Here is a 23,197-nt window from a genome sequence, read left to right as displayed (position 1 = left end):
GACTCCCTGATTAGAAACCCGTCGCGTTGTCCTGCAAGATGCATTCCATCGCTGCTGCGTGCAGCGCCCATCGGAAGCGCTTCCATGAAGACGACCATTTCCGCCCAGCTTGGCCAGCAACTGCACCTCACCCCGCAGTTGCTGCAGTCGATCCGTCTGTTGCAATTGGACGGCATGCAATTAGAACTGGAAATCCGTCGTGCCCTGGAAACCAATCCGTTGCTGGAGTTGGAAGAGCTGGCCGATAACGGGGATCAGGCCGCCACCGACAACGATGGCGCCAGCGATATCGCCGCGTTCGACGAACTGCCGGAAAGCACGATGTGGGACGTGCAGGGCGGCAGTTGGAACGATGGGGACGACGATCGCATGCAGCGCGTGGCCGCCGGCGAGTCGACCGACCCGCATGTGCGCATCCTGCGCGAGCTGGCGCTGGACCTGGACGAGGCGGCATTGGGGGCCGCTGCGTTCTGGCTGGAGCAGACCGACGACGCCGGTTATCTGACCGAAGCGCTGTCGACGCTGCAACAGCTGGGCGCCACCCGTCTGGGCATGACCGTGCAGGCGGTGGAAGCGATCCGGCAGCGGTTGCTGCACGGCGACCCGGCCGGCCTGGCCGCCTGCGACCTGCGCGAGTGTCTGCAGGCCCAGTTGAGCGCCCTGCCCGGCCGCGTCCCGGCACGCCACCTGGCTGCGCGCATCCTCGACGGCGATCTGGAGCTGCTGGCCGCGCACGACTACACGGTGCTGGCATGCGCACACGATGCCGAAGTGGACGATGCCCGCGAAGCGGTGCGGCTGATCCTGTCGCTGCAACCTCGCCCCGGCGACGACCTGCTGCAGGAAAGCAATGCCAGCGTGATTCCTGATGTGCTCGCCTGGCATGCCGACGACAGCTGGCGCGTCGCACTCAACCCGGCCACCACCCATCGCGTCAGCATCAATCCGGTGCACGAACGCGCGCTGGCCGACGCCGGCGAGGCCGCGCAGCCGTTGCGCGACATGCTGCAGGAAGCGCGCTGGCTGACCCGCGGGCTGTCGATGCGCTATGAGACCCTGCTGCGCGCCACGCGTGCCATCGTCGAACGCCAGGCCGCCTTCCTGGCGCGTGGCGAAGAAGCAATGGCACCGCTGACGCTGAAGGAAATCGCCGACGAGATCGGCATGCACGAATCGACCATTTCGCGCATCACCACCGGCAAATACATCCAGACTCCACGCGGCACCTTCGAGCTCAAGCACTTCTTCGCCGTGCGGCTGGAAGGCGCCAGCGTCTCCGGCCAGGCCGTCAAGGCGATGGTGCGCCGCTTGATCGAAAGCGAGCCGGCCGGCCGGCCGCTGGCCGACGAGGCGATTGCCGGATTGCTGTCGCGGCAAGGCGTTAACATTGCGCGCCGCACCGTGGCCAAGTACCGCGAACAACTTGATATCGCACCGGCACGCGAGCGCCGCCGCACCACTAAACCGCTGCTTGCCCGGGCAGGATAAGGACTACTATGAGCAAACTCACCGTGCTGCTGGTCGACGACCACGAGGGCTTCATCAACGCTGCGATGCGTCATTTTCGCAAGGTCGATTGGCTCAATATCGTGGGCAGTGCCGCCAATGGGCTGGAAGCGATCGAGCGCTCTGAGTCGCTGCGCCCCAATGTCGTGCTGATGGACTTGGCCATGCCGGAGATGGGCGGGCTGCAGGCCACGCGTCTGATCAAGACGCAGGACGATCCGCCGTATATTGTCATCGCGAGCCACTTCGATGATGCCGAGCATCGTGAACACGCTCTTCGCGCGGGTGCTGACAATTTTGTCAGCAAGCTGTCCTATATCCAGGAAGTCATGCCAATCCTGGAGGGCCTGACGGAAGGAGCCAGGAATGAGTGAGTCCCGCATTCTGTTGATCGACAGTGACGCCGTGCGCGCCGAGCGCACCGTGTCGCTGCTCGAGTTCATGGACTTCAATCCCCGCTGGGTCACCGACGGCGCCGACATCAATCCTGGCCGTCACCGCCACGATGAGTGGATGGCGGTGATGGTGGGCTCGGCGCAGGACGCCGCACAGGCCGACAAATTCTTCGACTGGCTGGCCGATGCCAAGCTGCCGCCACCGGTACTGCTGATGGAGGGCAGCCCGAGCGCATTTGCGCAATCCCACGGCCTGCACGAAGCCAATGTGTGGGCGTTGGACACTCCCCTGCGGCATGCGCAGCTGGAAGCGTTGCTGCGCCGTGCCAGCCTCAAGCGGCTGGACGCCGAGCACCAGGCCGGTGTGCAGCAGGACTCCGGCCCGACCGGCAACAGCGAGGCAGTGACCCGCCTGCGCCGGCTGATCGACCAGGTGGCCGCGTTCGACACCACCGTGCTGGTGCTGGGCGAATCCGGCACCGGCAAGGAAGTGGTGGCGCGCGCCATCCACCAGCATTCGCCGCGGCGCGACGGGCCGTTCGTCGCGATCAATTGCGGCGCGATCCCGCCGGATCTGCTGGAAAGCGAACTGTTCGGGCACGAAAAAGGCGCCTTCACCGGCGCGCTGACCACCCGCAAGGGTCGCTTCGAGATGGCCGAGGGCGGCACGCTGCTGCTGGACGAGATTGGCGACATGAGCCTGCCGATGCAGGTCAAGCTGCTGCGCGTGCTGCAGGAGCGCAGCTTCGAGCGCGTTGGCGGCGGGCAGACCATCCGCTGCAACGTGCGCGTGATCGCCGCGACCCACCGCAATCTGGAATCGCGCATCAGCGATGGCCAGTTCCGCGAGGACCTGTTCTATCGCCTGAATGTGTTTCCGATCGAAATGCCGGCACTGCGCGAGCGCGTGGACGATCTGGCCATGCTGGTACAGACCATTGCGGGCCAGCTGGCACGCACCGGTCGCGGCGAAGTGCGCTTTGCCGACGAGGCCCTGCAGGCGCTGCGCAGTTACGATTGGCCGGGCAATGTGCGCGAGCTGACCAATTTGGTCGAGCGCCTGGCTGTGCTGCATCCCGGCGGGCTGGTGCGGGTGCAGGATCTGCCGGCGCGTTATCGCGGCGATTTCGCTTCGGCCAGTCCGGTCGAGTTGCCGCCGGAGCCGGCGTTGGTGGCCGCACCGGTCGAAGTCAGCGCCCTGCCGAGCAATGTGGTGACGCTGCAACCGAAGACCGCCGATGCCGAACCGGCCGCCACGTCCAGCCTGCCGGACGATGGCATCGATTTGCGCGGGCATATGGCCAATATCGAGTTGGCGTTGATCAACGAAGCATTGGAACGCACGCAGGGCGTGGTGGCGCATGCCGCTCAGCTGCTGGGCCTGCGCCGCACCACGTTGGTGGAGAAGCTGCGCAAGTACGGCATCGATCGCGAGCAGACCGAGCTGGCCAACTGAGCCAGCACACGCTCGGGTCACGCTCGCTGGCATAGCGCTTGCTTCAGCAGGATCACTCCGTTCGCAGCTGCCGGCTGCGGCGGAATCCCGACATCCACCCGCACCAGCGAGGCATTGATGCCCATTCCCGTCACCAGTCCGCTGCTGCCGCCGCTGGAAGAGTTCCTGCCCTATCTGGAACGGATCTGGACCAGCCGCATCGTCAGCAACGGTGGCGAGATGCACCGGGCGTTGGAGCAGGCGTTGTGCGATTACCTGGGCGTTCCGCACCTTGCACTGCTGACCAATGGCACCACCGCGTTGATCACCGCCCTGCAGGCGCTGCGCATCACCGGCGAAGTGATCACCACGCCCTACTCGTTCGTGGCTACCGCGCATTCGCTGCTGTGGAAAAGCATCACCCCGGTGTTCGTGGACATCGACCCGGTGACGCTCAACATGGACCCTTCGAAGATCGAAGCGGCCATCACCCCGCAGACCACCGCGATCATGCCGGTGCACTGCTATGGCACCGCCTGCGACACCAGCGCAATCACCCGCATCGCCGATATCTATAACCTCAAGGTGATCTACGACGCGGCGCATGCTTTTGGGGTGCGCGATGACGGCGGCTCGATCCTGCGCCACGGCGACCTGAGCGTATTGAGCTTCCATGCAACCAAGGTCTTCAATACCTTCGAGGGCGGCGCGATTGTCTGTCCCGACGAAAGGACCTATCAGCGCATCGGGCATCTGAAGAATTTCGGCTTTGTCGATGAGACCACGGTGGTGGCACCGGGCATCAACGGCAAGATGAATGAGATCAGCGCAGCCTTCGGACTGCTGCAGCTCAAGCACATCGATCACGCCATCGCCCAGCGCAGCGCCATCGATGCGCAGTATCGGCAGCGCCTGAGCGATGTTCGCGGCGTGCGCTGCGTGGCACGGCCCGATCACGCCAGCGCCAACTACGCGTACTTTCCGATCCTGGTGCAGGACGACTACCCGCTGTCGCGCGATGCGCTGTACCAAGTGATGCGCGAGCACGGCATCCTGGTGCGGCGGTACTTCTATCCGTTGATCAGCGATTTCCCGATGTATCGCGCCCTACCCTCCTCGGCGCCGGCATGGCTGCCGGTCGCGCGCTCGGTGGCCGCACAGGTATTGTGCCTGCCAATCTTTCCTGGCCTGACCCGCGACCAGGTCGATACCATTGCCGATCTGATCGCCGGCGCACAGGCAACATGATCGCAACACGCTGCAGCTGCATTCCAGACTCCCATCTCTTCAACAGGCAACCAGGCGAGCTCGCATGACCCAGGCAACATTTATCGAGAACTTCCTCTCCGCCACCGACTTCCAGGAACCGGTGGAGGTCACCATGGACACCGCACTGGCCGACTTGCCTGAGTGGGATTCGCTCTCCGCGTTGGGGGTAATCGTCATGTTCGACGTGGATTACGGAAAGGTCATTACCGGCGAAGATCTCAAGAACTGCGCCACCTTGAACGATCTTCACAAACTGCTGGGGTAAAGCCATGGGACTGTCCACTCTTAGCAATGTCCGTTTTGCGGGCATGGCGAGTTGCGTGCCCAAGCGGATCATTTCCAACCTGACCGATTGCCCGCCGAAGATGCGCTCAGAACGCGAGCGTCTGGTGCGTAACATCGGCATCGAGTTTCGTCGCATTTGCCCAAGCTGGCAGACATTTTCCGATTTGGCGCTCATCTCTGCGGAAAAGCTGCTTGCAGAGCTGCAATGGGATAAGGAAGAAATCGATGCACTGATTGTCGTGACGCAATCACCCGACTACCCCATCCCGGCCACGGCCATCATCATGCAGCACCGGCTGCAATTGCCACAGACCGCTATCGCCTTTGATGTCAATCTCGGCTGTTCCGGCTATCCCTTTGGCCTACACCTGGTGGGAAGCATGATTGCAGCGGGCACCATCAAAAAGGCGCTTCTGCTGGTCGGCGACCGCTCGGCCACGCTTCTGGACCCATTGTTCTCCGACGCGGGCACCGCCACGGCGCTGGAGTTCGACAAGAATGCACCACCCATGCATTTCGATTTGAACAGCGACGGTAGCGGCTACCGAGCCATCATGTTGCCCATAGGCGGACATCGTGAGCCTTACGGCCCCCAACATATCTCTCCTACACGTGACGAGAACGGTGTGCTGCATTGGCCGGGTGAACTCATTCTGGATGGCCCTGCCGTATTGAGTTTCTCAACCCAGCGAGTACCTCCAGCGGTGGAAAGATTGCTTGAGTATTCTGGTGTTGATAAGGACAGCGTTGATTTTTTCGTTTTCCATCAGGCCAACAAGATGATCAACGAAACCATCCGCAAGAAGTTGGCGCTGCCGACGGAGAAAGTTCCGTCAACCTTGCGAGACTTCGGCAATACCAGTGGCGCCTCCCTGCCCGTCACCATGACCGTCCGCCTGAACGATACGCTGATCAATGCCAGGCACCGACTGTTGCTTGCCGGCTTCGGTATCGGCTTGTCGTGGGGCACGGCGATCGTGGACGTCGAAAACGCGGCTTTTCCGGCACTGATCGAAGCATGAACGCCGAGCGTGATCCGTTTTCCCTAGAAGGCAAGCGCGTCCTCGTGACTGGTGCTTCATCGGGTATTGGTCGTCAAATTGCAATCACTTGCTCACAGATGGGAGCGAGCGTTGTCATCACCGGACGCAACACCGAGCGCTTGCAAGCCACATTCGACCAACTGGACGGCCAAGGCCACACGCAAGTGGTGGCGGACTTGGCGGTACAGGAGGGTATTGACCACGTGGTGGCTGCGAGCGGTGTCATCAACGGCCTGGCGCACGCAGCTGGCATGTCCAAGCTGACCCCCTTTCGAATGATCGGTCAAGCGCACCTTGACGAGACATTTGCAAGCAACACCTACGCACCCATGCTACTGACGCGAGGCCTATTGGCGAAGAAGCAGATCGCGCCGGGCGGATCCCTGCTATTCATTGCCTCAATTGCCTCGCATATCGGCCCACTGGCAAGCAGCGCATACGCTGCCAGCAAAAGCGCCCTGCTGGGCATGATGCGCTCGCTTGGCATGGAAGTAGCAAAGCAAGGTATGCGCGCCAACTGCATTGCACCGGGTTATGTACGCACTCCCTTGTTGGATGGGTTGCAGGGAAGCGGCGGCAATATGGACAGCCTGTTTGAATTGACGCCACTTGGCATGGGCGAGCCGGAAGACGTGGCTTATGCAGCAGTGTTCTATCTTTCCGATGCCAGCCGCTGGATCACGCGCAACCACTTCATTCTTGATGGCGGTTTTTCTGTACCGATGGACATCTACGCATGACCAACGCGGCGCAACGCGCTTTTTCACTGGATGGCAAGACCATTTTGGTCACAGGCGCTTCATCAGGCATCGGCAGGCAAATCGCTGTTTCCTGCGCGCGGCGTGGGGCGCGCCTGGTCATCACCGGGCGGGATGCAGAACGCCTGCAGGAAACCTACAACTTGTTGAATGGCCAAGGCCACCTTCAAGTGCTGGCCGACCTGACCGAAGCCGAAGGCCGTGAACGACTAGTACAGGGCATTTCCAGCCTAGATGGCTTGGTCCACTGCGCTGGCAGGCAGCGCTTGAGCCCTATCAGGCAGTTGACCGAGAAGCTCATGACCGATGTCTATGCGGTCAATTTCCTGGCCCCTGTCATGCTCACCCAGCGGCTGTTGCAGGCCAACGCTCTTGCGCCTCAAAGTTCCATCGTCTTCATGCTTTCCACTGCGGCCCATATCGGCACACCCGGGGTAGGACCGTATTCGGCCATGAAGTCAGCCCTGCTCGGCATCATTCGCTGCCTGTCCATGGAGCAGGCCAAACGCAAGATCCGGGTCAATGGCATGTCTCCCTCTGCAGTCATAACGCCCATTTGGGACGCAACCCATCTGGAAGCACAGCGAAAACGCCACCCGCTCGGTTTGGGCACCTCAGAGGACGTAGCGAACGCTGCGATCTATCTCTTGTCCGATGCCAGCCGCTGGGTAACCGGGACCAGTTTGGTAATGGACGGTGGGTCTGTCCTATGACCTATTCCGTGCTCATCGTCGGGGCGGGCGGCTGGGGCCGGGAGGTTCTTGAGCAGATGCAAGGTGATATTGCACATCGCAAGGAATGGGAAGTCACCGGATTCCTGGACAGCCGCGAGCATATTCTCGATGGCTTCGATACCGGGGTACCCATCGTCGGTGACCCTTTGACATACGTGCCGCGTGGCAACGAGGCTTTTGTCTGCGCGCAAGGCGACCCATTGGAACGGCATAAATACATTCAACCGCTGCTTGCAAAGGGGGCCGCGTTCATCCCAATCTGCACCGAGGCGCACCTCAGTCGTCGCGTGCGTCTGGGCACAGGTTGCTTTCTCGGCAACCAGGTACACGTTGGCCCCGATGTGTGGATCGGGGATTTTGCCAATCTGCTCACTTGGTCGGTGATTGGACACGATGTCCGCATTGGCAATTATGCTCATGTGGGCGCACAGGTTTTCATGGGAGGCGGTGTGCAGATAGGCGATTTCGCAGTCGTGCACCCACGTGCCACCCTAGTGCCTGGCGTCAAGGTAGGTGAGCACGCTGTCGTCGGCACCGGTGCGGTCGTGCTGAAGGATGTGCCGGCGGGCGCCACGGTATTTGGCAATCCGGCCAAGATCGTATTCCACAAGAACATCAAGATGGACTGATCCATGCGCTCCAGGATGCACCCCAAGTATTACTTGTCGCAGGAAATCTTTGACTGCGAACAGCGCAAGATCTTCCGCAGGGTCTGGTTGTTCGCAGGACTCAAAACGCTGCTGAAGGATCACAATTGCTTTATCACACGCAAGATCGCGGGTGTTCCTCTGGTGATCCAGAACTTCCACGGGCAAATCCGTGCGTTCGAGAACGTCTGCCTCCACCGCAGTGCACTGATTCAAACCGCTGCTCTCGGTTGCCGGCCTTTGGTGTGCCCCTACCACGCCTGGAGTTACGACGAACAAGGCCGGGTAAAGAACATCCCGGACTGCGATGCGATCTACCACCTGGACAATAGTGAAAAGGCCAACTTGAAGCTGCGCGAATTCTCGCTGCGCGCCATCGGCAACCTGTTGTTCGTCAACCTCGATCCAGACCCCATGCCAATCGAGGAGCAGTTTTCGGCAGACTTCATCGCCTTGCTGGAAAGTAGTTCCAACGCCTATGACACTGAGGTCATGGTGACCACATGGCATGGCCGGTACAACTGGAAGCTGGCCTACGAGAATCTGCGGGACGCCAACCACCCGCGCTTTGTCCACCCCAAGACCCTGGCCAAAAGCGTCAACTTCACTCCCCAGGTAAACGAGGAACAAGCTAAGGAGTCCATGGAGGCCTTGCAGGACACATCGCCCGTAGCGCTGAGGCGCGAGATGCGCCGCTTCAGTTTCGGCGGCCCGGAAGCCACCATCCCCAACCTTAAGCACTTCGGCTGGCACGCTAAAGTGGAACGCTGGGGCAAGCAGGACGCCTACTTTAACTGGCTTGCCTTCCCGAATTTGCATATCGCCAGCGCCAACGGGGGCTATTCCTTCACTCTGGAACACCACATCCCCGTCGCACCGGACCGGACCGACCTGGAAATCTATTGGTTTAGCGCACGCAAGAAACAGCCTTACCGTTCTTCCAGCCAAGTGCTGCTTGCGCAGATGCACGGCAGCAAGGTGGTAGTGGGAGAAGACGTGGACATCATGGAGCGGGTGCAGGCGGCACTGCATACAGACGCCCCGCTACCCACCCAGGGAGCCTATGAATCCATGAATCGCCTGGTTGAGCGCTGGTACACGGCGCTGATGGAGACCGAACATGAGATCTAGGTGGATCATCGGCGGCAGCGAATACCTCGATCTGGCCTTTCACGCCTGGAAGCATGCGCGTCAGGACGAGACGGTCATTAGGATCGATGTACCACAGGACTCGGAACACGAATTCGATCTGGAAGTGCTGGATGGACTGAATCCGACCGACGGCGCCATGTTCGTGGCTTTCGACGAACGCTTCGGCAACTTCAAGCGCATGGAACTGATGCAGGCAGCAATGGAGCGTGGCTTCAAGCTGGAGCCATTCATACACCCCAGCGCCGCCATCGGCACGGACACTGTCATCGGCCTCAACGCATTCGTGGGTGCCAATGCTGTCGTCGGGCACGGGTGCAGGATCGACTACAACACCGTCATCCATGCCGGAGCGCACCTGGGACCCGCATGCCGCGTTAAATCGTCATGCTGGATAGAGCATGGTGTGCAAATCGGCGCGGGCGTCGAGATCGGCAGCAATAGCATCCTGCGAACCGGCGCCATCGTGAGTGGGGGCGTCAAGGTGGGGCGAAGCTGCGAACTTGGCTGGTCACGTGTCTACTGCGAGGACGTGCCGGCCAAGACCTATTTCCACGCCCGCTACGACACTCCAATCCATGTTTATGAAGCCTAAGCCGGGGACCAATCATGCAAACCGCTATCCAATTCAAACTAAATATCGACCCGCAGGCATCGGAAGAGACGTTTCAGGTCGCCGCCGAAGGCCTGACTGGTGATCCGATGTTCGGTATTCCCGAGGACGTTCGCCACCTCATTGCCAAATTTGGCGACGAAGTCAAGGTGATCGTTTTAGGAACCGGGGGGTTCGGCGCGCACTTGCTGAACCTGAAGCAGGACCGGCACTGCAATGTGATCGCCTCGGTGGACGACTTCCGCTATCACTCCGGTGCGCTGTATTACGGCACTCCGATCATCTCGACGGACAGGTTCATCGAACTGACCAAGTCTGGCGACATCATCGCCCTCAACACCTGCCGATATGACGGACCCAAGCGATTTTTTGACCAGGTCTGCAGGCAGCACGGGATTGCTCATATCAACTTTGAACAGGCCGTTCGCGCTTTCGGTCTACAGGGGCGTGTAGATTTCCGGGTGGACGATTGGGGACGGGAGATCGTGCGCAACATTCCCAGGTTTCAGCGCCTGGCAGAACGCTTTTCCGATGCCTATTCGGCACAAACCCTGTTCTCTGTCCTCAACTTCCACCTGACGTGTGACCCCGAGTACTACCACGAAATCGAACGCCCCTACACCACGTTGTACTTCCGCTCCGGCCTGCTGCAATTCGGTAGCGGAGAAAAGATGGTTGATTGCGGCGCCTCGATTGGCGAGTCGCTCGCAGGCCTGATTGGCGCCACCAAAGGCCAATTCTCGCGTTCTTGGATGATTGAACCCGATCGGATCAACGTCGGCACACTCAAGAACGTACTGCGCCGCTACGAAGGCACAGCTCTGGCGTCCAGAATCAGTCTGCATGACTGCGGCGTAGGCGAGACAACAGGCAGGGTCCCATTCAATCATGAGGGTGGCCACGGCGGCTTCGTCAAGCCTTCGAGTGAGGATTGCGAACCGGCAGACATGATCGACGTATGTTGCATCGACGATGTCATCGACGATGCACCCACCTTCATCAAAATGGACATCGAGGGGTCGGAGCTTTCGGCACTGAAAGGTGCGCAGAATGCGATTGTTCAGTGCAAGCCCAAGATGGCGATCTCCGCCTATCACAGAGCTACCGACCTGCTAGATCTAAGCGATTTTGCCCTATCTCTGAACCCGGATTACAGGATCGGCCTGCGCCATCACACGCCGGATCGCTGGGATACCTGCCTTTATTTTTATTAACGCTCTGCCTTAAAAATGAGCGGATCGATGACTGACCCAAGCAAGATTTTCCTTTTCAACTCAGCTCTTCCTGAATCCCTGGAAATTTCGGATTTCCTGAAAGGCATGGGGCCGTCCCAAGACAATGTCAGAGGCCAGAATATAGGAAACGGCTATATCGCCTACGGTTTTTTGAAAGCGCTGTTCGGGCGCCCGGTGAAAGTTGACCACATCTCTAACGCGCTTGAGGCAAAGCTCTCCGATCAACTTGCAGAAGAGATCAACCAAAAATATTCGCATCTTGTCTGGACGATGAAGGACGACATCCGGGAGGACTTCTCGGGCCTCCCTATTGAGAGAATCACGCACTTTCTTGAAAAAATCACGATCCCGATCGTGCCGGTGAGCCTTTGCGCGAACTCATTCAACGGCTACGACCCGAACCTGGCCGAGCGCCTCAGCCCCAATCAAAAGCGAAATTTCTCCCTTCTCTCTGAAAAGTCCAAGCTAATTGGTGTTCGCGGAAATTATTCCGCCGAGATCCTGAATAGCCTTGGCATAAAGAACGTCAGAGTGATTGGCTGCCCGAGCTATTTCGAGAACGGACCCACCCGGGCTCTGCAAAAAAAGCCGTGGGATGCGGACAAGGTCATCACTACGGCCACATTCTTCAATTCCGGGCTGCCGAGGACATCCCATCTGCTGCAGGATGAATTGTATTTCATCAACTTGCTCTATCTTGAAAAAGCGCTGCCATCGACCCGCAACATCACAGCGCAACCTTTCAATCTCGACGAAATACCCACGTCCTTCCAACTATTGGCCAAGGCCATGGCTGGACGGCTGGAATTTTTCTCTGATTACAGCCGATGGGCCACGTTCTTCAAAAGCAACGACCATTGCCTCACGATTGGAACCCGACTTCACTCCGGAATTCTCTCGATTAATAGCGGCGTCCCCGCCATTGTGACCAACCCGGATTCCAGGGCCAGGGAAACTTGCGAATACCTCCGCATCCCTTATGACCCTACCATTCACAGCCGAAGCAACATCCGTGAAGTTTTCGAGAACCTTGACCTCTCGGAAATGAACAATGCTTACCCAGCTCTGCACAAGGAATTTCTTGATTTTCTCCATGTGGTCGGCCTTATGCCCTGCACCGCATCCCACGACAGGCCGTGCTTTGAATTTCCGAATCTAAAGAAAAGCACTAGCCCCTCAGTTGCAGCTGAGCTACATGAAGCCTACACCGAACTCGTAGAGAATCTGGACCGCGAGCTTGTTGTGCGGAGAGAACACGGCGGAGAAGTATCTCGACGCTTGGTAAATAAATTCCAACTCCTAAGACGGCGCTATCCTGGGCTGACGCGCAAGGAGTATCTGGATTACCTCAGCAGGTTTTCGGGTGAAGCAAAGTGACACCGAATCTTGTCAGCATCGTCATGCCGACCTACAAGTCGCGCTACTTTGCGCAGGCGCTGGAGAGCGCGCTGGCGCAGACCTATCCGGCGTTGGAGCTGGTGATTTGCGACGACAATGCCGATGGCGCCATCGAAGCGCTGCTGGCGCCAAGGTTGGCGGATGCGCCCTTCCCCATTCGCTACCACCGCAACACGCCACGGCTTGGCGAGCTGGTCAGCACGATCAAGGGGATTGGCCTGGCACAGGGCGAGTACGTCAAGTTTCTGCACGACGACGATGTGCTGGCGCCCGATTGCATTGCGCAGCTGGTGGAAGCAATCGAGCGCAACCCGGGTACGGCGATGGCCTCCTCGCGCCGGCAGCGTATCGACGGCGATGGCCAGCCACTGCCGGACATCCTGGCCACCTGCTTTCCGTTTGCCGACGACGTGCTGATCGACGGGCCGGAACTGGTGTCGTTCCTGGCCGACCACACCATCAATTTCATCGGTGAGCCGAGTTGCGTACTTGCGCGGCGCGCCGATCTGTTGGCGTTGGGCAACGGGTTGATGGCGTTGAACGGCAAGGCCATCGATTGGGTGGGCGATCTGGCGATCTACGTCAAGCTGCTGCGCCACGGCAACCTGGCGTTCCTGGCCAGCCCGCTGACGCAGTTCCGCGTTTCCAGCGCGCAGTTCAGCCAGGGCGGCCGCGATCAGGTCGGGGTCGGCGACCAGGGACACGACGACCTGCGCCAGGGCATCCGCCAGCTCGGCTGGCGACGCGAGACTGGCGACAATCGACAGGTGCGCGTGGCCCCGCTCAGCCCGCACAAGGCGCGCGTCTTCAAGCCGGTGGATCTGGTCAATGCGTTGATGCAAAGCGCCGGCATGGCCGAGCGCGTGTCGCCGACGACTTGGTTGGGCGTGCGCCATCCGAGCATGGTGCAACGTGAATTGATCCAGGCGCGCCTGCATGCGCATGCCGGCGGGCCGCGCATCGCGGTGCTGCTGATCGACCGTCACGGCGATGCCGCAGCGGTCGCTGCAACGCGCGACAGCCTGGACGCGGTCGCTTGCTATCAACAGCATCGAACCTGGGTCATCAGCAGCTCGCCGCAGCAGGTTGCCGCGCACGGCGAGCGTGGGGTGCTGATCGAGGCGCACGGCCTGGCAGCGACGCTCAACCGGGTGATCGCCGCACAGGATGCGACCGATTGGGTGTTGCTGGTTGATGCCGGCAGCCTGTTCACTGCCAGCGGCTTGATGATGCTGGCGCTGGAAATGCTCGCGTTACCCGACGACTGCCAGGCCGTCTACGCAGATGAAGTGATGGCGCTGGACAATGGCCAGTTGGGGCTGGCGCTGCGGCCAGCGCTGTATCTGGACATGCTGTTGAGCGCACCGGCGACGCTTTCGCGGCACTGGGCGTTCCGGCACCGCACGCTGTTGGCCGATGGCGGCTTCCCCACCGGGCCCAGCGCGGCATTCGAGCTGGATTACCAACTCGGCCTGATCGAGCGTTACGGGTTGGCCTGCATCCGTCATATTGCAGAACCCATCCTGATCGCATCGGCCACGCCGCAGCACGACGACGAAGACGAACGCCAGGCGATTGCGCGCCATCTTGCCGCACGCGGTTACGTGGACGCCGTAGTGCACAGTGCCGGTCCCGGCCGGCACGCGCTGGACTACCGCCATGCGCAACAACCGCTGGTGAGCATTCTGGTACCGGTCGATGGCCGTCTGCCGCAGGTGCAGCGCTGCCTGGAAAGCATTCTTGCCAATACCAGCTACCCGCATTACGAGGTGTTGCTGCTGGATCGCGGCACCACCGAGCCGGATCTGCATGGCTGGCTGAGCGGCATCGAGAATCTGGGCATGCAGCAGATCCGCGTGCTGCGCTTTGCCGCCGAACCGCCGCGTGAGGCGGTGTGCAATGCCGCGGTCCAGCACGCGCATGGAGAGGTGTTGTTGTGGCTGGCAGCAGGCGCGGCGGTGATGAAAGCCGATTGGCTGGAGCAATTGCTCAACCACGCGCTGCGCCCGGAGGTCGGTGCGGTTGCGGGCAAGCTGCTGCGCGGCGACGGAACCGTGCATCACGCCGGACTGCTGCTCGGCCTGGGGGCACCTGCAGCGCGTGCGTTCGAAGGTGCGGCGTTCGATGAATCGGGCTATCTGCAGCGCCTGCAATTGGACCAGAACTACAGCGCGTTGAGTGGCGAATGCCTGATGCTGCCGCGCCAGCTGTTTTTGGACGCCGGTGGTTTCGACCTGGAGCCGGCGCTGGCGCAGTGGAGCGATGTCGACCTGTGCCTGCGCCTGCAGCAGGCCGGCTACCTCAATGTCTTTGCCGCACGTGCGCAGCTGCTGATCGACCCGCTGGACGCGCCCGCCGCCACGGCGCTGGACGAAGAGGCAATGTATGCGCGTTGGCTGCCGCTGATGGCCAACGACCCGGCCTACAACCCGGGGTTTTCGCTGGACCCGGGCGCCGGCTTCCAGCTGGCCGACCCGCGCGCCAGCTGGCGGCCGTTGCAGTCGTGGCGTCCGCTGCCGAGCGTGATCGCGCTGCCGGCCGATATCGAAGGCTGCGGGCATTACCGGGTGATCCAGCCACTGCGCGCCTTGCGCGAGGCCGGGATGGCCGAAGGGGTGTTGTTCAACGGCTATCTGGAGATCAGCGAGCTGGCGCGCCAGGATCCCGACGTGGTGATCCTGCAACGCCAGGTCGGCGAAGCGCGGCTGGAGGCGATGCGGCGGATGAAGGCGTTGTCGCGCGCACTCAAGGTGTACGAACTGGACGATTACCTGCCCAATTTGCCGCTGAAGAATGCGCACCGCGAGCACATGCCCAAGGACATCTTGAAGACGGTGCGGCGCGGGCTCGGCATGGTGGACCGCTTCGTGGTCTCCACCCCTGCCCTGGCCGAGGCGTTCGCCGGGTTGCACAGCGATATCCGCGTGGCCGAAAACCGCCTGCCGCCGCATTGGTGGGAACATCTGCCTGCGCGGGCCGAACGCCAGGGTGGCAAGCCGCGGATCGGCTGGGCTGGGGGCGCCAGCCATACCGGCGACCTGGAGCTGATTGCCGACGTGGTGAAGGAGCTGGCCGGCGAAGTGGAATGGGTGTTCATGGGGATGTACCCGTTTGCGCTGCGCCAGCATATTCACCAGTTCCAGCCGGGTGTGCCGATCGATGAGTACCCCGCCGCGCTGGCGGCGCTGGACCTGGATCTGGCGCTGGCGCCGGTGGAGCAGAACCTGTTCAACGAATGCAAGAGCAATCTGCGGCTCCTGGAGTACGGCGCCTGCGGCTATCCGGTGATCGCCAGCGACGTGCGCTGCTACCAGGGCAGCCTGCCGGTGACGCTGGTGAAGAACCGCTACCGCGACTGGATCGGCGCCATCCGCGAGCACTTGGCCGACCTGGACGCAGCACGCGCCAAAGGTGCGGCCTTGCGCGAGGTGGTGCGGCGCGACTGGATGCTCAGCGGCAGCAATCTGGACACCTGGCGGGCCGCCTGGTTGCCGGACTAATGCGGATGCGCTGCTTCAGCTGACCACCCACCGGGTTGCCCTCATCCGGCGCTGCGCGCCACCTTCTCCCGCAGGCGGGAGAAGGAACACCTGGCTGCGGGAGAAAACAAGCCAATCGCTGCGACGCGGCCGCGACCGGAACGCCCCCGCGCCGGAATCCCGGCGCCATTTCGGCACGCCGCTTGCATTGGTGTGGATGCCTCCCTGGCTGACCGCACCCATGAGCGATTCCGTCACCTCCATCCTCTCGCAGATCCGCAGCTACCAGACGCAGATGGGCCAAGGCCCGATGGGCGCGGTGGGCGATGCGGCGCGTGGCAACCAGATCCAGGGCCTGGCCGGCGCACAGGGAACACCGGCGACGCAGGCACCGAGCTTCAGCGAGACCTTGCGCGGCGCCATCGGCGGCGTCAACGAGGCCCAGCAGAAGGCCGGCGCGCTGTCCAAAGCATTCGAAATGGGCGACCCCAATGCCGATCTGGCACGGGTCATGGTCGCCTCCCAGCAGTCCCAGGTGGCCTTCCGCGCCACCGTGGAAGTCCGCAACCGTCTCGTCCAGGCTTATCAGGACGTCATGAACATGCCGCTGTAAAGGTTGACGACACATGGCACTCGCGATCAGCAAAGAAAACATGAACCAGAACGCCGAAAAGGCGGGGCAATGGTTCGACCGTGTCCGCAGCCTGCAGATCACCCGCAAGCTGACCATGATGGCGATGATCGCCCTGGCGGTCGCGGCCGGTCTGGCGGTGTTCTTCTGGTCGCAGAAGCCTGGCTATCAGTCGCTGTACACCGGCCTGGATGAGAAGGGCAATGCCGAAGCGGCCGACCTGCTGCGCACCGCGCAGATTCCCTACAAGATCGACCAGGCCACCGGCGCCATTTCGGTGCCGCAGGACCGTCTGTACGACGCCCGCCTCAAACTGGCCGGCTCCGGCCTGACCGGCAAGGAAACCGGCGGCGGTTTCGAACTGATGGAAAAGGACCCGGGCTTCGGCGTCAGCCAGTTCGTGGAAAACGCCCGCTACCAGCACGCGCTGGAAACCGAACTCTCGCGCACCATCGGCACCCTGCGCCCGGTCCGCGAGGCCCGTGTGCACCTGGCCATTCCCAAGCCCAGCGCCTTCACCCGCCAGCGCGATGTAGCCAGCGCCTCGGTGGTGCTGGAATTGCGCGGCGGCCAGGGCCTGGAGCGCAACCAGGTCGATGCCATCGTCAATCTGGTGGCGTCCAGCATCCCGGACATGACCCCCGAACGCGTGACCGTGGTCGACCAGAGCGGCCGCATGCTCTCCATTGCCGACCCGAACAGCGACGCGGCCCAGCACGCCGCCCAGTTCGAACAGGTGCGCCGCCAGGAAAGCTCCTACAACCAGCGCATCCGCGAGCTGCTGGAGCCGATGACCGGCCCGGGCCGGGTCAATCCGGAAACCAGCGTGGACATGGACTTCTCGGTGGTCGAAGAAGCCCGCGAGCTCTACAACGGCGAGCCGGCCAAGCTGCGCAGCGAGCAGGTCAGCGACACCAGCACCAGCGCCACCGGCCCGCAGGGCCCTCCGGGCGCCACCAGCAATAGCCCCGGCCAGCCGCCGGCACCGGCCGTGGCCGGCGCGCCGGGCACCCCGGCGGCCGCCAATGGCCAGGCCGCGGCCCCGGCCACGCCGACCGAAAGTTCCAAGAGCGCCACGCGTAACTACGAATTGGACCGAACCTTGCAACACACCCGCCAGCCGGCCGGTCGCATCAAGCGCGTCTCGGTGGCGGTGCTGCTGGACAACGTCCCGCGCCCCGGCGCCAAGGGCAAGATGGTCGAACAGCCGCTCACCGCTGCCGAGCTCACCCGTATCGAAGGCCTGGTCAAGCAGGCAGTGGGGTTCGATGCGGCACGCGGCGACACGGTGTCGGTGATGAATGCCCCGTTCGTGCGCGAAGCGGTGGCGGGCGAGGAAGGCCCGAAGTGGTGGGAAGACCCGCGCGTGCAGAACGGTCTGCGCCTGCTGGTCGGTGCGGTGGTGGTGCTGGCGCTGTTGTTCGGTGTGGTGCGCCCCACCCTGCGTCAGCTCACCGGCGTGACCGCGGTCAAGGACAAGCAAGGCAAGGCTGGCAAGGATGGCACTCCACAGAGCGCCGACGTGCGGATGGTCGACGAAGACGACGACCTGATGCCCCGCCTGGAAGAAGACACCGCGCAGATCGGTCAGGACAAGAAGACCCCGATCGCTCTGCCAGACGCCTACGAAGAGCGCATGCGCCTGGCGCGCGAGGCCGTCAAAGCCGATTCAAAACGTGTCGCACAAGTCGTGAAGGGATGGGTCGCCAGTGAAGCCTGATACACAACCGATGACTGGAGTGCAGCGCGCCGCGGTGCTGTTGCTGTCGCTGGGTGAGAGCGACGCGGCCGAAGTGCTCAAGCACATGGACCCCAAGGAGGTGCAGAAGATCGGCATCGCCATGGCCACCATGACCGGCATCTCGCGCGACCAGGTCGAGAAGGTGATGGACGAGTTCAACGGCGAACTGGCCGGCAAGACCTCGCTGGGCGTGGGCGCCGACGACTACATCCGCAACGTGCTGATCCAGGCGCTGGGCGCCGACAAGGCCGGCGGGCTGATCGACCGCATCCTGCTGGGCCGCAACACCACCGGCCTGGACACCTTGAAGTGGATGGACCCGCGCGCGGTCGCCGACCTGGTGCGCAACGAGCACCCGCAGATCATCGCCATCGTCATGGCGCATCTGGACAGCGACCAGGCCGCCGAGGCGCTGAAGCTGCTGCCCGAGCGCACCCGCGCCGACGTGCTGCTGCGCATCGCCACCCTGGACGGCATTCCGCCGAATGCGCTGAGCGAGCTCAACGACATCATGGAGCGTCAATTCGCCGGCAACCAGAACCTGAAGTCGTCCAACGTGGGCGGCATCAAGGTGGCGGCCAACATCCTCAACTTCCTGGACACCGGCGCCGACCAGGGCGTGCTGGGCGAGATCGGCAAGATCGACGCCGACCTGGCCGGCAAGATCCAGGACCTGATGTTCGTGTTCGACAACCTGGTGGACCTGGACGACCGCGGCCTGCAGACGCTGCTGCGCGAAGTCTCCGGCGAGCGCCTGGGGCTGGCCTTGCGCGGCGCCGACGTCAAGGTGCGCGAAAAGATCACCCGCAACATGTCCCAGCGCGCGGCCGAAATCCTGCTCGAGGACATGGAAGCGCGCGGCCCGGTGCGCCTTGCAGACGTGGAAGCGGCGCAGAAGGAAATCCTCACCATCGTCCGCCGCCTGGCTGACGAAGGCGCCATCAGCCTGGGCGGCGCCGGTGCGGAGGCCATGGTATGAACGAGGTGGTCACCCGCTGGCTGGCCCCGGACCTGCAGCTTGTCCCAGCCCTGCCGGAACCGGACTACGAAGAACCGGCCATGCTCGAGCCGGTGCTGCGCCCGCCGACCCTGGAAGAGATCCAGGCCATCGAAGATGCCGCCCAGCACGAAGGGTTCGCGCGTGGGCATGCCGAAGGCTTCGCCCAGGGCCAGTCGGAAGTGCGCCGCCTCACCGCGCAGATCGACGGCATTCTGGACAACTTCACCCGCCCGCTGGCGCGGCTGGAAAACGAAGTGGTCGGCGCGCTCGGCGAGTTGGCCGTGCGCATTGCCGGCCAGCTGGTCGGCCGTGCCTACCAGGCCGACCCGCAAGTGCTGGCCGACCTGGTCGGCGAGGCGGTCGATGCGGTTGGCGGCGCCGGCCGCGAGGTCGAAGTGCGCCTGCACCCGGACGACATCACCGCGCTGCTGCCGCATCTGGCGCCCAGCAGCACCACCCGCGTGGCCCCGGACATGAGCCTGAGCCGCGGCGACCTGCGTGTGCACGCCGAAAGCGTGCGCATCGACGGCACCCTGGACGCGCGCCTGCGGGCTGCGCTGGAGACGGTCATGCGCAAATCCGGAGCGGGCCTGTGAGCGCCCTGTTCGGTGCCACCCCGGCCGATTGGCTGGATGCACGCAATCTGCGCCTGGCCACGCGCCTGGGCACCCTCGGCCTGGAGCCCACCGCCGGTCGCACCCTGATCCGTGAAGGCATCCTGCGCCGCGCGGTCGGCCTGACCCTGGAAGCGACCGGCTGCGAAGCGCCGATGGGCGCGACCTGCAAGGTCGAGGTCGATGGCGGCTGGGTCGACGCTGAAGTGGTCGGCTTCGCCGGCGAACGCACCTACCTGATGCCCAGCGCCGAACTGCATGGCCTGCTGCCCAATGCCCGGGTGGTGCCCTCGCGCCGCCGCGGCGGCGTGGAAGTGGGCGAAGGCCTGCTCGGCCGTGTGATCGACAGCGACGGCACCCCGCTGGACGGCAAGGGCCCGATCCGCGCCGAAGGCAGCATCGGCATGGCCGGCGTGTCGATCAACCCGCTGGCGCGCGAGCCCATCACCACCTCGCTGGATGTCGGCGTGCGCGCTATCAACGCCATGCTGCCGATCGGCCGTGGCCAGCGCGTGGGCCTGTTCGCCGGCTCCGGCGTCGGTAAATCGACGCTGCTCGGCATGATGACCCGCTTCACCTCGGCCGACGTGATCGTGGTCGGGCTGATCGGCGAACGTGGCCGCGAAGTGCGCGATTTCGTCGAAACCACCCTGGGCGAAGAAGGCCTGCGCCGCGCCGTGGTCGTGGCCGCACCAGCCGACCGCCCGCCGTTGGCGCGCCTGCATGGCGCCTACCGCGCCACCGCCATCGCCGAATGGTTCCGCGACCAGGGCTTGAACGTGCTGCTGCTGATGGATTCGCTGACCCGCTTCGCCCAGGCGCAGCGCGAGATCGGCCTGTCGGTGGGCGAGCCGCCGACCACCCGCGGTTACCCGCCGTCGGTGTTCGCCAAATTGCCGGCGCTGGTGGAACGTGCCGGCAACGGCGCCAAGGGGCGCGGTTCGATCACCGCCTTCTACACCGTGCTGACCGAAGGCGACGACCCGCAGGACCCGATCGCCGACGCTGCCCGCGCCATCCTGGACGGCCACATCCTGCTCTCGCGTCGGGTGGCCGACAGCGGCCTGTATCCGGCCATCGACCTGGAATCCTCGGTCAGCCGCGTGGTGCAGGACATCGCCGACGACACCTGGCGCCTGCGCATCCGCAAGCTCAAGCGGCTGCTCTCGGCCTACACCGCCAACCGCGACCTGATCGCCATCGGCGCCTACCAGCGTGGCAGCGACCCGGCCACCGACGAAGCGCTGGCGCGCTGGCCGGAAATCGTCGAATTCCTCGGCCAGGACGTGCACAAGGCCTCGCTCCTGAGCGACAGCCTGTCCGCCCTGCAACAACTGGTCGAACCCGAGAACTAATCCATGATGCAGTCCAAACGGATCGACCCACTGCTGCGCCGCGCGCAGGAACAGGAAGACAAGGTCGCCCGCGATCTGGCCGAGCGCCAGCGCGTCCTGGAAACCCACCAGTCGCGCCTGGAAGAATTGCGCCGCTACGCCGAGGAATACGCCAACAGCCAGATGGCCGGCACCAGCGCGGTGGCGCTGAGCAACCGCCGCGCCTTCCTGGACCGCCTGGACAGCGCCGTGCTGCAACAGGCGCAGACCGTGCAAAGCAACATCGCCAAGGTCGAAGCCGAGCGCACCCGCCTGCTGCTGGCCAGCCGCGAGAAGCAGGTGCTGGAGCAATTGGCCGCCAGCTACCGTGCCCAGGAAAACAAAGTGATCGAACGCCGCGACCAGCGTGAGATGGACGACCTCGGCGCGCGTCGTTCGCGCCTGGCCCGCAGCCAAGACACCCACGGAGAATCCGCATGAACCCCTTGTCCGCCTTCGCCGCCGGCCTTGGTGCGCTTGCCGGCGCCGGCAAGAAATCCAGCTACAGCGACCCGTCGTCCGAACCGGACGCGGGCCAGGACCAGTTTGCGCGCATGCTCAATCCGGCCAACACGCCGAACCAGGCCCCCCCGCAGGCACCCGAGCGCGTGCCTGCCAAGCAGGCCGCGCCCAGGCCCAACCAGCCCGACAAGAACCGCAGCGACGAGGACAGCCACGACGATGCAGCCGGCGATGCCACTGCCCGGCCGCGGGCGCAGGACGGCGATGCCAAGCAGGCCAAGCCAGGTGCCGCCAAGGACGCGGCAACCACCGACAAGAGCACAGCCGCCACTGCCAGCAAGACCGGCAAACCGGCCAAGGCCGCCGCGACCGGCGAAGACGCGCCCGCAGAAGCAGCCACCGCGACCGATGCCGGCTGGCCGCCGGCTGGCCTGGGTGGCTTCGGCATGGGCCTGCTGGCGCAGGCGTTGCCGGGTGGCGACGTGCTGGCGGCCGCAGCCGCCGCACTGACGGCCAGCATGGCCGGCGCCAACGGCGCGACGGCGACCGCCACCGCACTGCCCACCGATGCAGCCGCAGCCGCCGCCACGGCAAACGCCGGCGCCGCCCTGCCCGCATTGGGAGCGCCGGTGCCGGCCGCTGCTGCAGGCGCCAAGCCGACCTCGACCACCGCCGTAAGCGGCGATGCGCAGACGGCCGCGTTGATGAGCATGGCCGCCAAGGCGCTGGAGCCGGCCGCCGACGACAGCGCCGCTGCCGCAGCGCCGGACGCCCCGGCGTTCGTGTTGCCGACCACCACCGCGCCGGCACTCACCCGCCTGCAGGACGCCGCACCGATCTTCAGCGCCTCGCCCACGCCCACCCCGGACCTGGGCAGCGACAATTTCGACGATGCCATCGGCGCGCGCATGAGCTGGCTGGCAGACCAGAAAATCGGCCATGCCCACATCAAGGTGACTCCGAACGAGATGGGTCCGGTCGAGGTGCGCCTGCATCTGGAGGGCGACAAGGTCAATGCCAGCTTCACCGCCGCCAATGCCGACACCCGCCAGGCGCTGGAACAGAGCCTGCCGCGGCTACGCGAAATGCTCGGCCAGAATGGCTTCCAGCTTGGCCAGGCCGATGTCGGCCAGCAACAGCAGCAGTCGGCGGGCAATCGCAATGGCGGCAACGACAGCGGCAACGGCCTGACCCTGGACGACGCCCCGCCCGTCGGAATTCCGTCGGTGGTGTTACGCCAGCGTGGATTGCTGGACGCCTACGCCTGAGACGACCCGCCGGACCCACCCCGGCATCGCTGATCCTCGCCCCCGGCCGGGGGCCGATGACGCCCTTCCACCCCTACGGCGCAAGGCCTGCGGGGGTTTTCTGGTTTCCACGCAGCCTGCGCCAGGAAACCGACGCGGTTTTGGCATGCCAGTTGCATTGAC

Annotated in this window: 21 protein-coding genes; all 21 read left to right on the top strand. The window is 63.5% G+C overall.

Annotation, left to right across the window (positions count from 1 at the left end):
- Window positions 1-84 precede the first annotated feature (84 nt).
- Window positions 85-1,488: an RNA polymerase factor sigma-54 gene (gene rpoN / locus HLH45_RS14600; RefSeq protein WP_008575947.1), complete on the top strand. Its 1,404-nt coding sequence runs from the start codon at window positions 85-87 to the stop codon at window positions 1,486-1,488.
- Between the two features lie 8 nt (window positions 1,489-1,496).
- Window positions 1,497-1,880, top strand: coding sequence for a response regulator (locus tag HLH45_RS14595; protein ID WP_003482992.1), 384 nt, complete (start codon window positions 1,497-1,499; stop codon window positions 1,878-1,880).
- Window positions 1,873-3,357: a sigma-54 dependent transcriptional regulator gene (locus HLH45_RS14590; protein WP_008575946.1), complete on the top strand. Its 1,485-nt coding sequence runs from the start codon at window positions 1,873-1,875 to the stop codon at window positions 3,355-3,357. The genes HLH45_RS14595 and HLH45_RS14590 overlap by 8 nt, the downstream gene beginning before the upstream one ends.
- A gap of 117 nt (window positions 3,358-3,474) precedes the next feature.
- Window positions 3,475-4,584, top strand: a complete 1,110-nt coding sequence (locus tag HLH45_RS14585; RefSeq protein WP_008575944.1) for a DegT/DnrJ/EryC1/StrS family aminotransferase — start codon at window positions 3,475-3,477, stop codon at window positions 4,582-4,584.
- Window positions 4,585-4,648: 64 nt separating this feature from the next.
- Complete coding sequence (locus tag HLH45_RS14580) at window positions 4,649-4,870, top strand: acyl carrier protein (protein WP_008575943.1); 222 nt, start codon at window positions 4,649-4,651, stop codon at window positions 4,868-4,870.
- A gap of 4 nt (window positions 4,871-4,874) precedes the next feature.
- Complete coding sequence (locus HLH45_RS14575; RefSeq protein ID WP_033479029.1) at window positions 4,875-5,912, top strand: ketoacyl-ACP synthase III; 1,038 nt, start codon at window positions 4,875-4,877, stop codon at window positions 5,910-5,912.
- Complete coding sequence (locus HLH45_RS14570) at window positions 5,909-6,673, top strand: SDR family NAD(P)-dependent oxidoreductase (protein WP_033479028.1); 765 nt, start codon at window positions 5,909-5,911, stop codon at window positions 6,671-6,673. The genes HLH45_RS14575 and HLH45_RS14570 overlap by 4 nt, the downstream gene beginning before the upstream one ends.
- The gene (locus HLH45_RS14565; RefSeq protein WP_008575940.1) at window positions 6,670-7,404 is read left to right on the top strand and encodes an SDR family NAD(P)-dependent oxidoreductase; all 735 of its coding nucleotides are present in this window, start codon (window positions 6,670-6,672) and stop codon (window positions 7,402-7,404) included. Before HLH45_RS14570 ends, HLH45_RS14565 begins: the two co-directional genes overlap by 4 nt.
- The gene (locus HLH45_RS14560) at window positions 7,401-8,054 is read left to right on the top strand and encodes a NeuD/PglB/VioB family sugar acetyltransferase (protein ID WP_008575938.1); all 654 of its coding nucleotides are present in this window, start codon (window positions 7,401-7,403) and stop codon (window positions 8,052-8,054) included. Before HLH45_RS14565 ends, HLH45_RS14560 begins: the two co-directional genes overlap by 4 nt.
- 3 nt (window positions 8,055-8,057) lie before the next feature.
- A complete protein-coding gene (locus tag HLH45_RS14555; protein WP_033479027.1) occupies window positions 8,058-9,203 on the top strand; it encodes an aromatic ring-hydroxylating oxygenase subunit alpha in 1,146 nt (381 codons plus the stop codon).
- Complete coding sequence (locus HLH45_RS14550; protein ID WP_008575935.1) at window positions 9,193-9,816, top strand: LbetaH domain-containing protein; 624 nt, start codon at window positions 9,193-9,195, stop codon at window positions 9,814-9,816. The genes HLH45_RS14555 and HLH45_RS14550 overlap by 11 nt, the downstream gene beginning before the upstream one ends.
- 14 nt (window positions 9,817-9,830) lie before the next feature.
- Window positions 9,831-11,048 (top strand): FkbM family methyltransferase, encoded by a 1,218-nt coding sequence (locus HLH45_RS14545; RefSeq protein WP_008575933.1) that lies wholly within the window; start codon window positions 9,831-9,833, stop codon window positions 11,046-11,048.
- A gap of 27 nt (window positions 11,049-11,075) precedes the next feature.
- Complete coding sequence (locus tag HLH45_RS14540) at window positions 11,076-12,446, top strand: polysaccharide pyruvyl transferase family protein (RefSeq protein ID WP_046931956.1); 1,371 nt, start codon at window positions 11,076-11,078, stop codon at window positions 12,444-12,446.
- On the top strand, window positions 12,443-15,967 hold the full coding sequence (locus HLH45_RS14535) for a glycosyltransferase (RefSeq protein WP_074053134.1): 3,525 nt from the start codon (window positions 12,443-12,445) through the stop codon (window positions 15,965-15,967). The genes HLH45_RS14540 and HLH45_RS14535 overlap by 4 nt, the downstream gene beginning before the upstream one ends.
- Window positions 15,968-16,187: 220 nt before the next feature.
- The gene (gene fliE, locus HLH45_RS14530) at window positions 16,188-16,559 is read left to right on the top strand and encodes a flagellar hook-basal body complex protein FliE (protein WP_008574166.1); all 372 of its coding nucleotides are present in this window, start codon (window positions 16,188-16,190) and stop codon (window positions 16,557-16,559) included.
- A gap of 13 nt (window positions 16,560-16,572) precedes the next feature.
- Window positions 16,573-18,297: a flagellar basal-body MS-ring/collar protein FliF gene (gene fliF, locus HLH45_RS14525; protein WP_011347269.1), complete on the top strand. Its 1,725-nt coding sequence runs from the start codon at window positions 16,573-16,575 to the stop codon at window positions 18,295-18,297.
- Window positions 18,298-18,307: 10 nt separating this feature from the next.
- A complete protein-coding gene (gene fliG, locus HLH45_RS14520; protein WP_005918162.1) occupies window positions 18,308-19,297 on the top strand; it encodes a flagellar motor switch protein FliG in 990 nt (329 codons plus the stop codon).
- On the top strand, window positions 19,294-19,914 hold the full coding sequence (locus HLH45_RS14515) for a FliH/SctL family protein (RefSeq protein WP_008573365.1): 621 nt from the start codon (window positions 19,294-19,296) through the stop codon (window positions 19,912-19,914). Before fliG ends, HLH45_RS14515 begins: the two co-directional genes overlap by 4 nt.
- Window positions 19,911-21,287, top strand: coding sequence for a FliI/YscN family ATPase (locus tag HLH45_RS14510; RefSeq protein ID WP_005918170.1), 1,377 nt, complete (start codon window positions 19,911-19,913; stop codon window positions 21,285-21,287). Before HLH45_RS14515 ends, HLH45_RS14510 begins: the two co-directional genes overlap by 4 nt.
- Before the next feature lie 3 nt (window positions 21,288-21,290).
- Window positions 21,291-21,746 carry a flagellar export protein FliJ gene (gene fliJ / locus HLH45_RS14505; protein WP_005918178.1) on the top strand — a complete coding sequence of 152 codons (456 nt, stop codon included), beginning with the start codon at window positions 21,291-21,293 and terminating at the stop codon, window positions 21,744-21,746.
- Window positions 21,743-23,035 (top strand): flagellar hook-length control protein FliK, encoded by a 1,293-nt coding sequence (locus HLH45_RS14500; RefSeq protein ID WP_046932152.1) that lies wholly within the window; start codon window positions 21,743-21,745, stop codon window positions 23,033-23,035. Before fliJ ends, HLH45_RS14500 begins: the two co-directional genes overlap by 4 nt.
- Window positions 23,036-23,197: the final 162 nt, after the last annotated feature.

The organism is Xanthomonas euvesicatoria, from assembly GCF_013112235.1.
GTDB lineage: Bacteria > Pseudomonadota > Gammaproteobacteria > Xanthomonadales > Xanthomonadaceae > Xanthomonas > Xanthomonas euvesicatoria.
The sequence above is the reverse complement of the archived record's forward strand: the minus strand, read 5'-3'. Positions and strand labels throughout refer to the sequence as shown.

What these genes read in the sequence shown, in the direction of transcription:
- rpoN (WP_008575947.1), top strand. Translation starts at nt 85, where the DNA reads ATGAAGACGACCATTTCCGCCCAGCTTGGCCAGCAACTGCACCTCACC.
- HLH45_RS14595 (WP_003482992.1), top strand. Translation starts at nt 1,497, where the DNA reads ATGAGCAAACTCACCGTGCTGCTGGTCGACGACCACGAGGGCTTCATC.
- HLH45_RS14590 (WP_008575946.1), top strand. Translation starts at nt 1,873, where the DNA reads ATGAGTGAGTCCCGCATTCTGTTGATCGACAGTGACGCCGTGCGCGCC.
- HLH45_RS14585 (WP_008575944.1), top strand. Translation starts at nt 3,475, where the DNA reads ATGCCCATTCCCGTCACCAGTCCGCTGCTGCCGCCGCTGGAAGAGTTC.
- HLH45_RS14580 (WP_008575943.1), top strand. Translation starts at nt 4,649, where the DNA reads ATGACCCAGGCAACATTTATCGAGAACTTCCTCTCCGCCACCGACTTC.
- HLH45_RS14575 (WP_033479029.1), top strand. Translation starts at nt 4,875, where the DNA reads ATGGGACTGTCCACTCTTAGCAATGTCCGTTTTGCGGGCATGGCGAGT.
- HLH45_RS14570 (WP_033479028.1), top strand. Translation starts at nt 5,909, where the DNA reads ATGAACGCCGAGCGTGATCCGTTTTCCCTAGAAGGCAAGCGCGTCCTC.
- HLH45_RS14565 (WP_008575940.1), top strand. Translation starts at nt 6,670, where the DNA reads ATGACCAACGCGGCGCAACGCGCTTTTTCACTGGATGGCAAGACCATT.
- HLH45_RS14560 (WP_008575938.1), top strand. Translation starts at nt 7,401, where the DNA reads ATGACCTATTCCGTGCTCATCGTCGGGGCGGGCGGCTGGGGCCGGGAG.
- HLH45_RS14555 (WP_033479027.1), top strand. Translation starts at nt 8,058, where the DNA reads ATGCGCTCCAGGATGCACCCCAAGTATTACTTGTCGCAGGAAATCTTT.
- HLH45_RS14550 (WP_008575935.1), top strand. Translation starts at nt 9,193, where the DNA reads ATGAGATCTAGGTGGATCATCGGCGGCAGCGAATACCTCGATCTGGCC.
- HLH45_RS14545 (WP_008575933.1), top strand. Translation starts at nt 9,831, where the DNA reads ATGCAAACCGCTATCCAATTCAAACTAAATATCGACCCGCAGGCATCG.
- HLH45_RS14540 (WP_046931956.1), top strand. Translation starts at nt 11,076, where the DNA reads ATGACTGACCCAAGCAAGATTTTCCTTTTCAACTCAGCTCTTCCTGAA.
- fliE (WP_008574166.1), top strand. Translation starts at nt 16,188, where the DNA reads ATGAGCGATTCCGTCACCTCCATCCTCTCGCAGATCCGCAGCTACCAG.
- fliF (WP_011347269.1), top strand. Translation starts at nt 16,573, where the DNA reads ATGGCACTCGCGATCAGCAAAGAAAACATGAACCAGAACGCCGAAAAG.
- fliG (WP_005918162.1), top strand. Translation starts at nt 18,308, where the DNA reads ATGACTGGAGTGCAGCGCGCCGCGGTGCTGTTGCTGTCGCTGGGTGAG.
- HLH45_RS14515 (WP_008573365.1), top strand. Translation starts at nt 19,294, where the DNA reads ATGAACGAGGTGGTCACCCGCTGGCTGGCCCCGGACCTGCAGCTTGTC.
- fliJ (WP_005918178.1), top strand. Translation starts at nt 21,291, where the DNA reads ATGATGCAGTCCAAACGGATCGACCCACTGCTGCGCCGCGCGCAGGAA.
- HLH45_RS14500 (WP_046932152.1), top strand. Translation starts at nt 21,743, where the DNA reads ATGAACCCCTTGTCCGCCTTCGCCGCCGGCCTTGGTGCGCTTGCCGGC.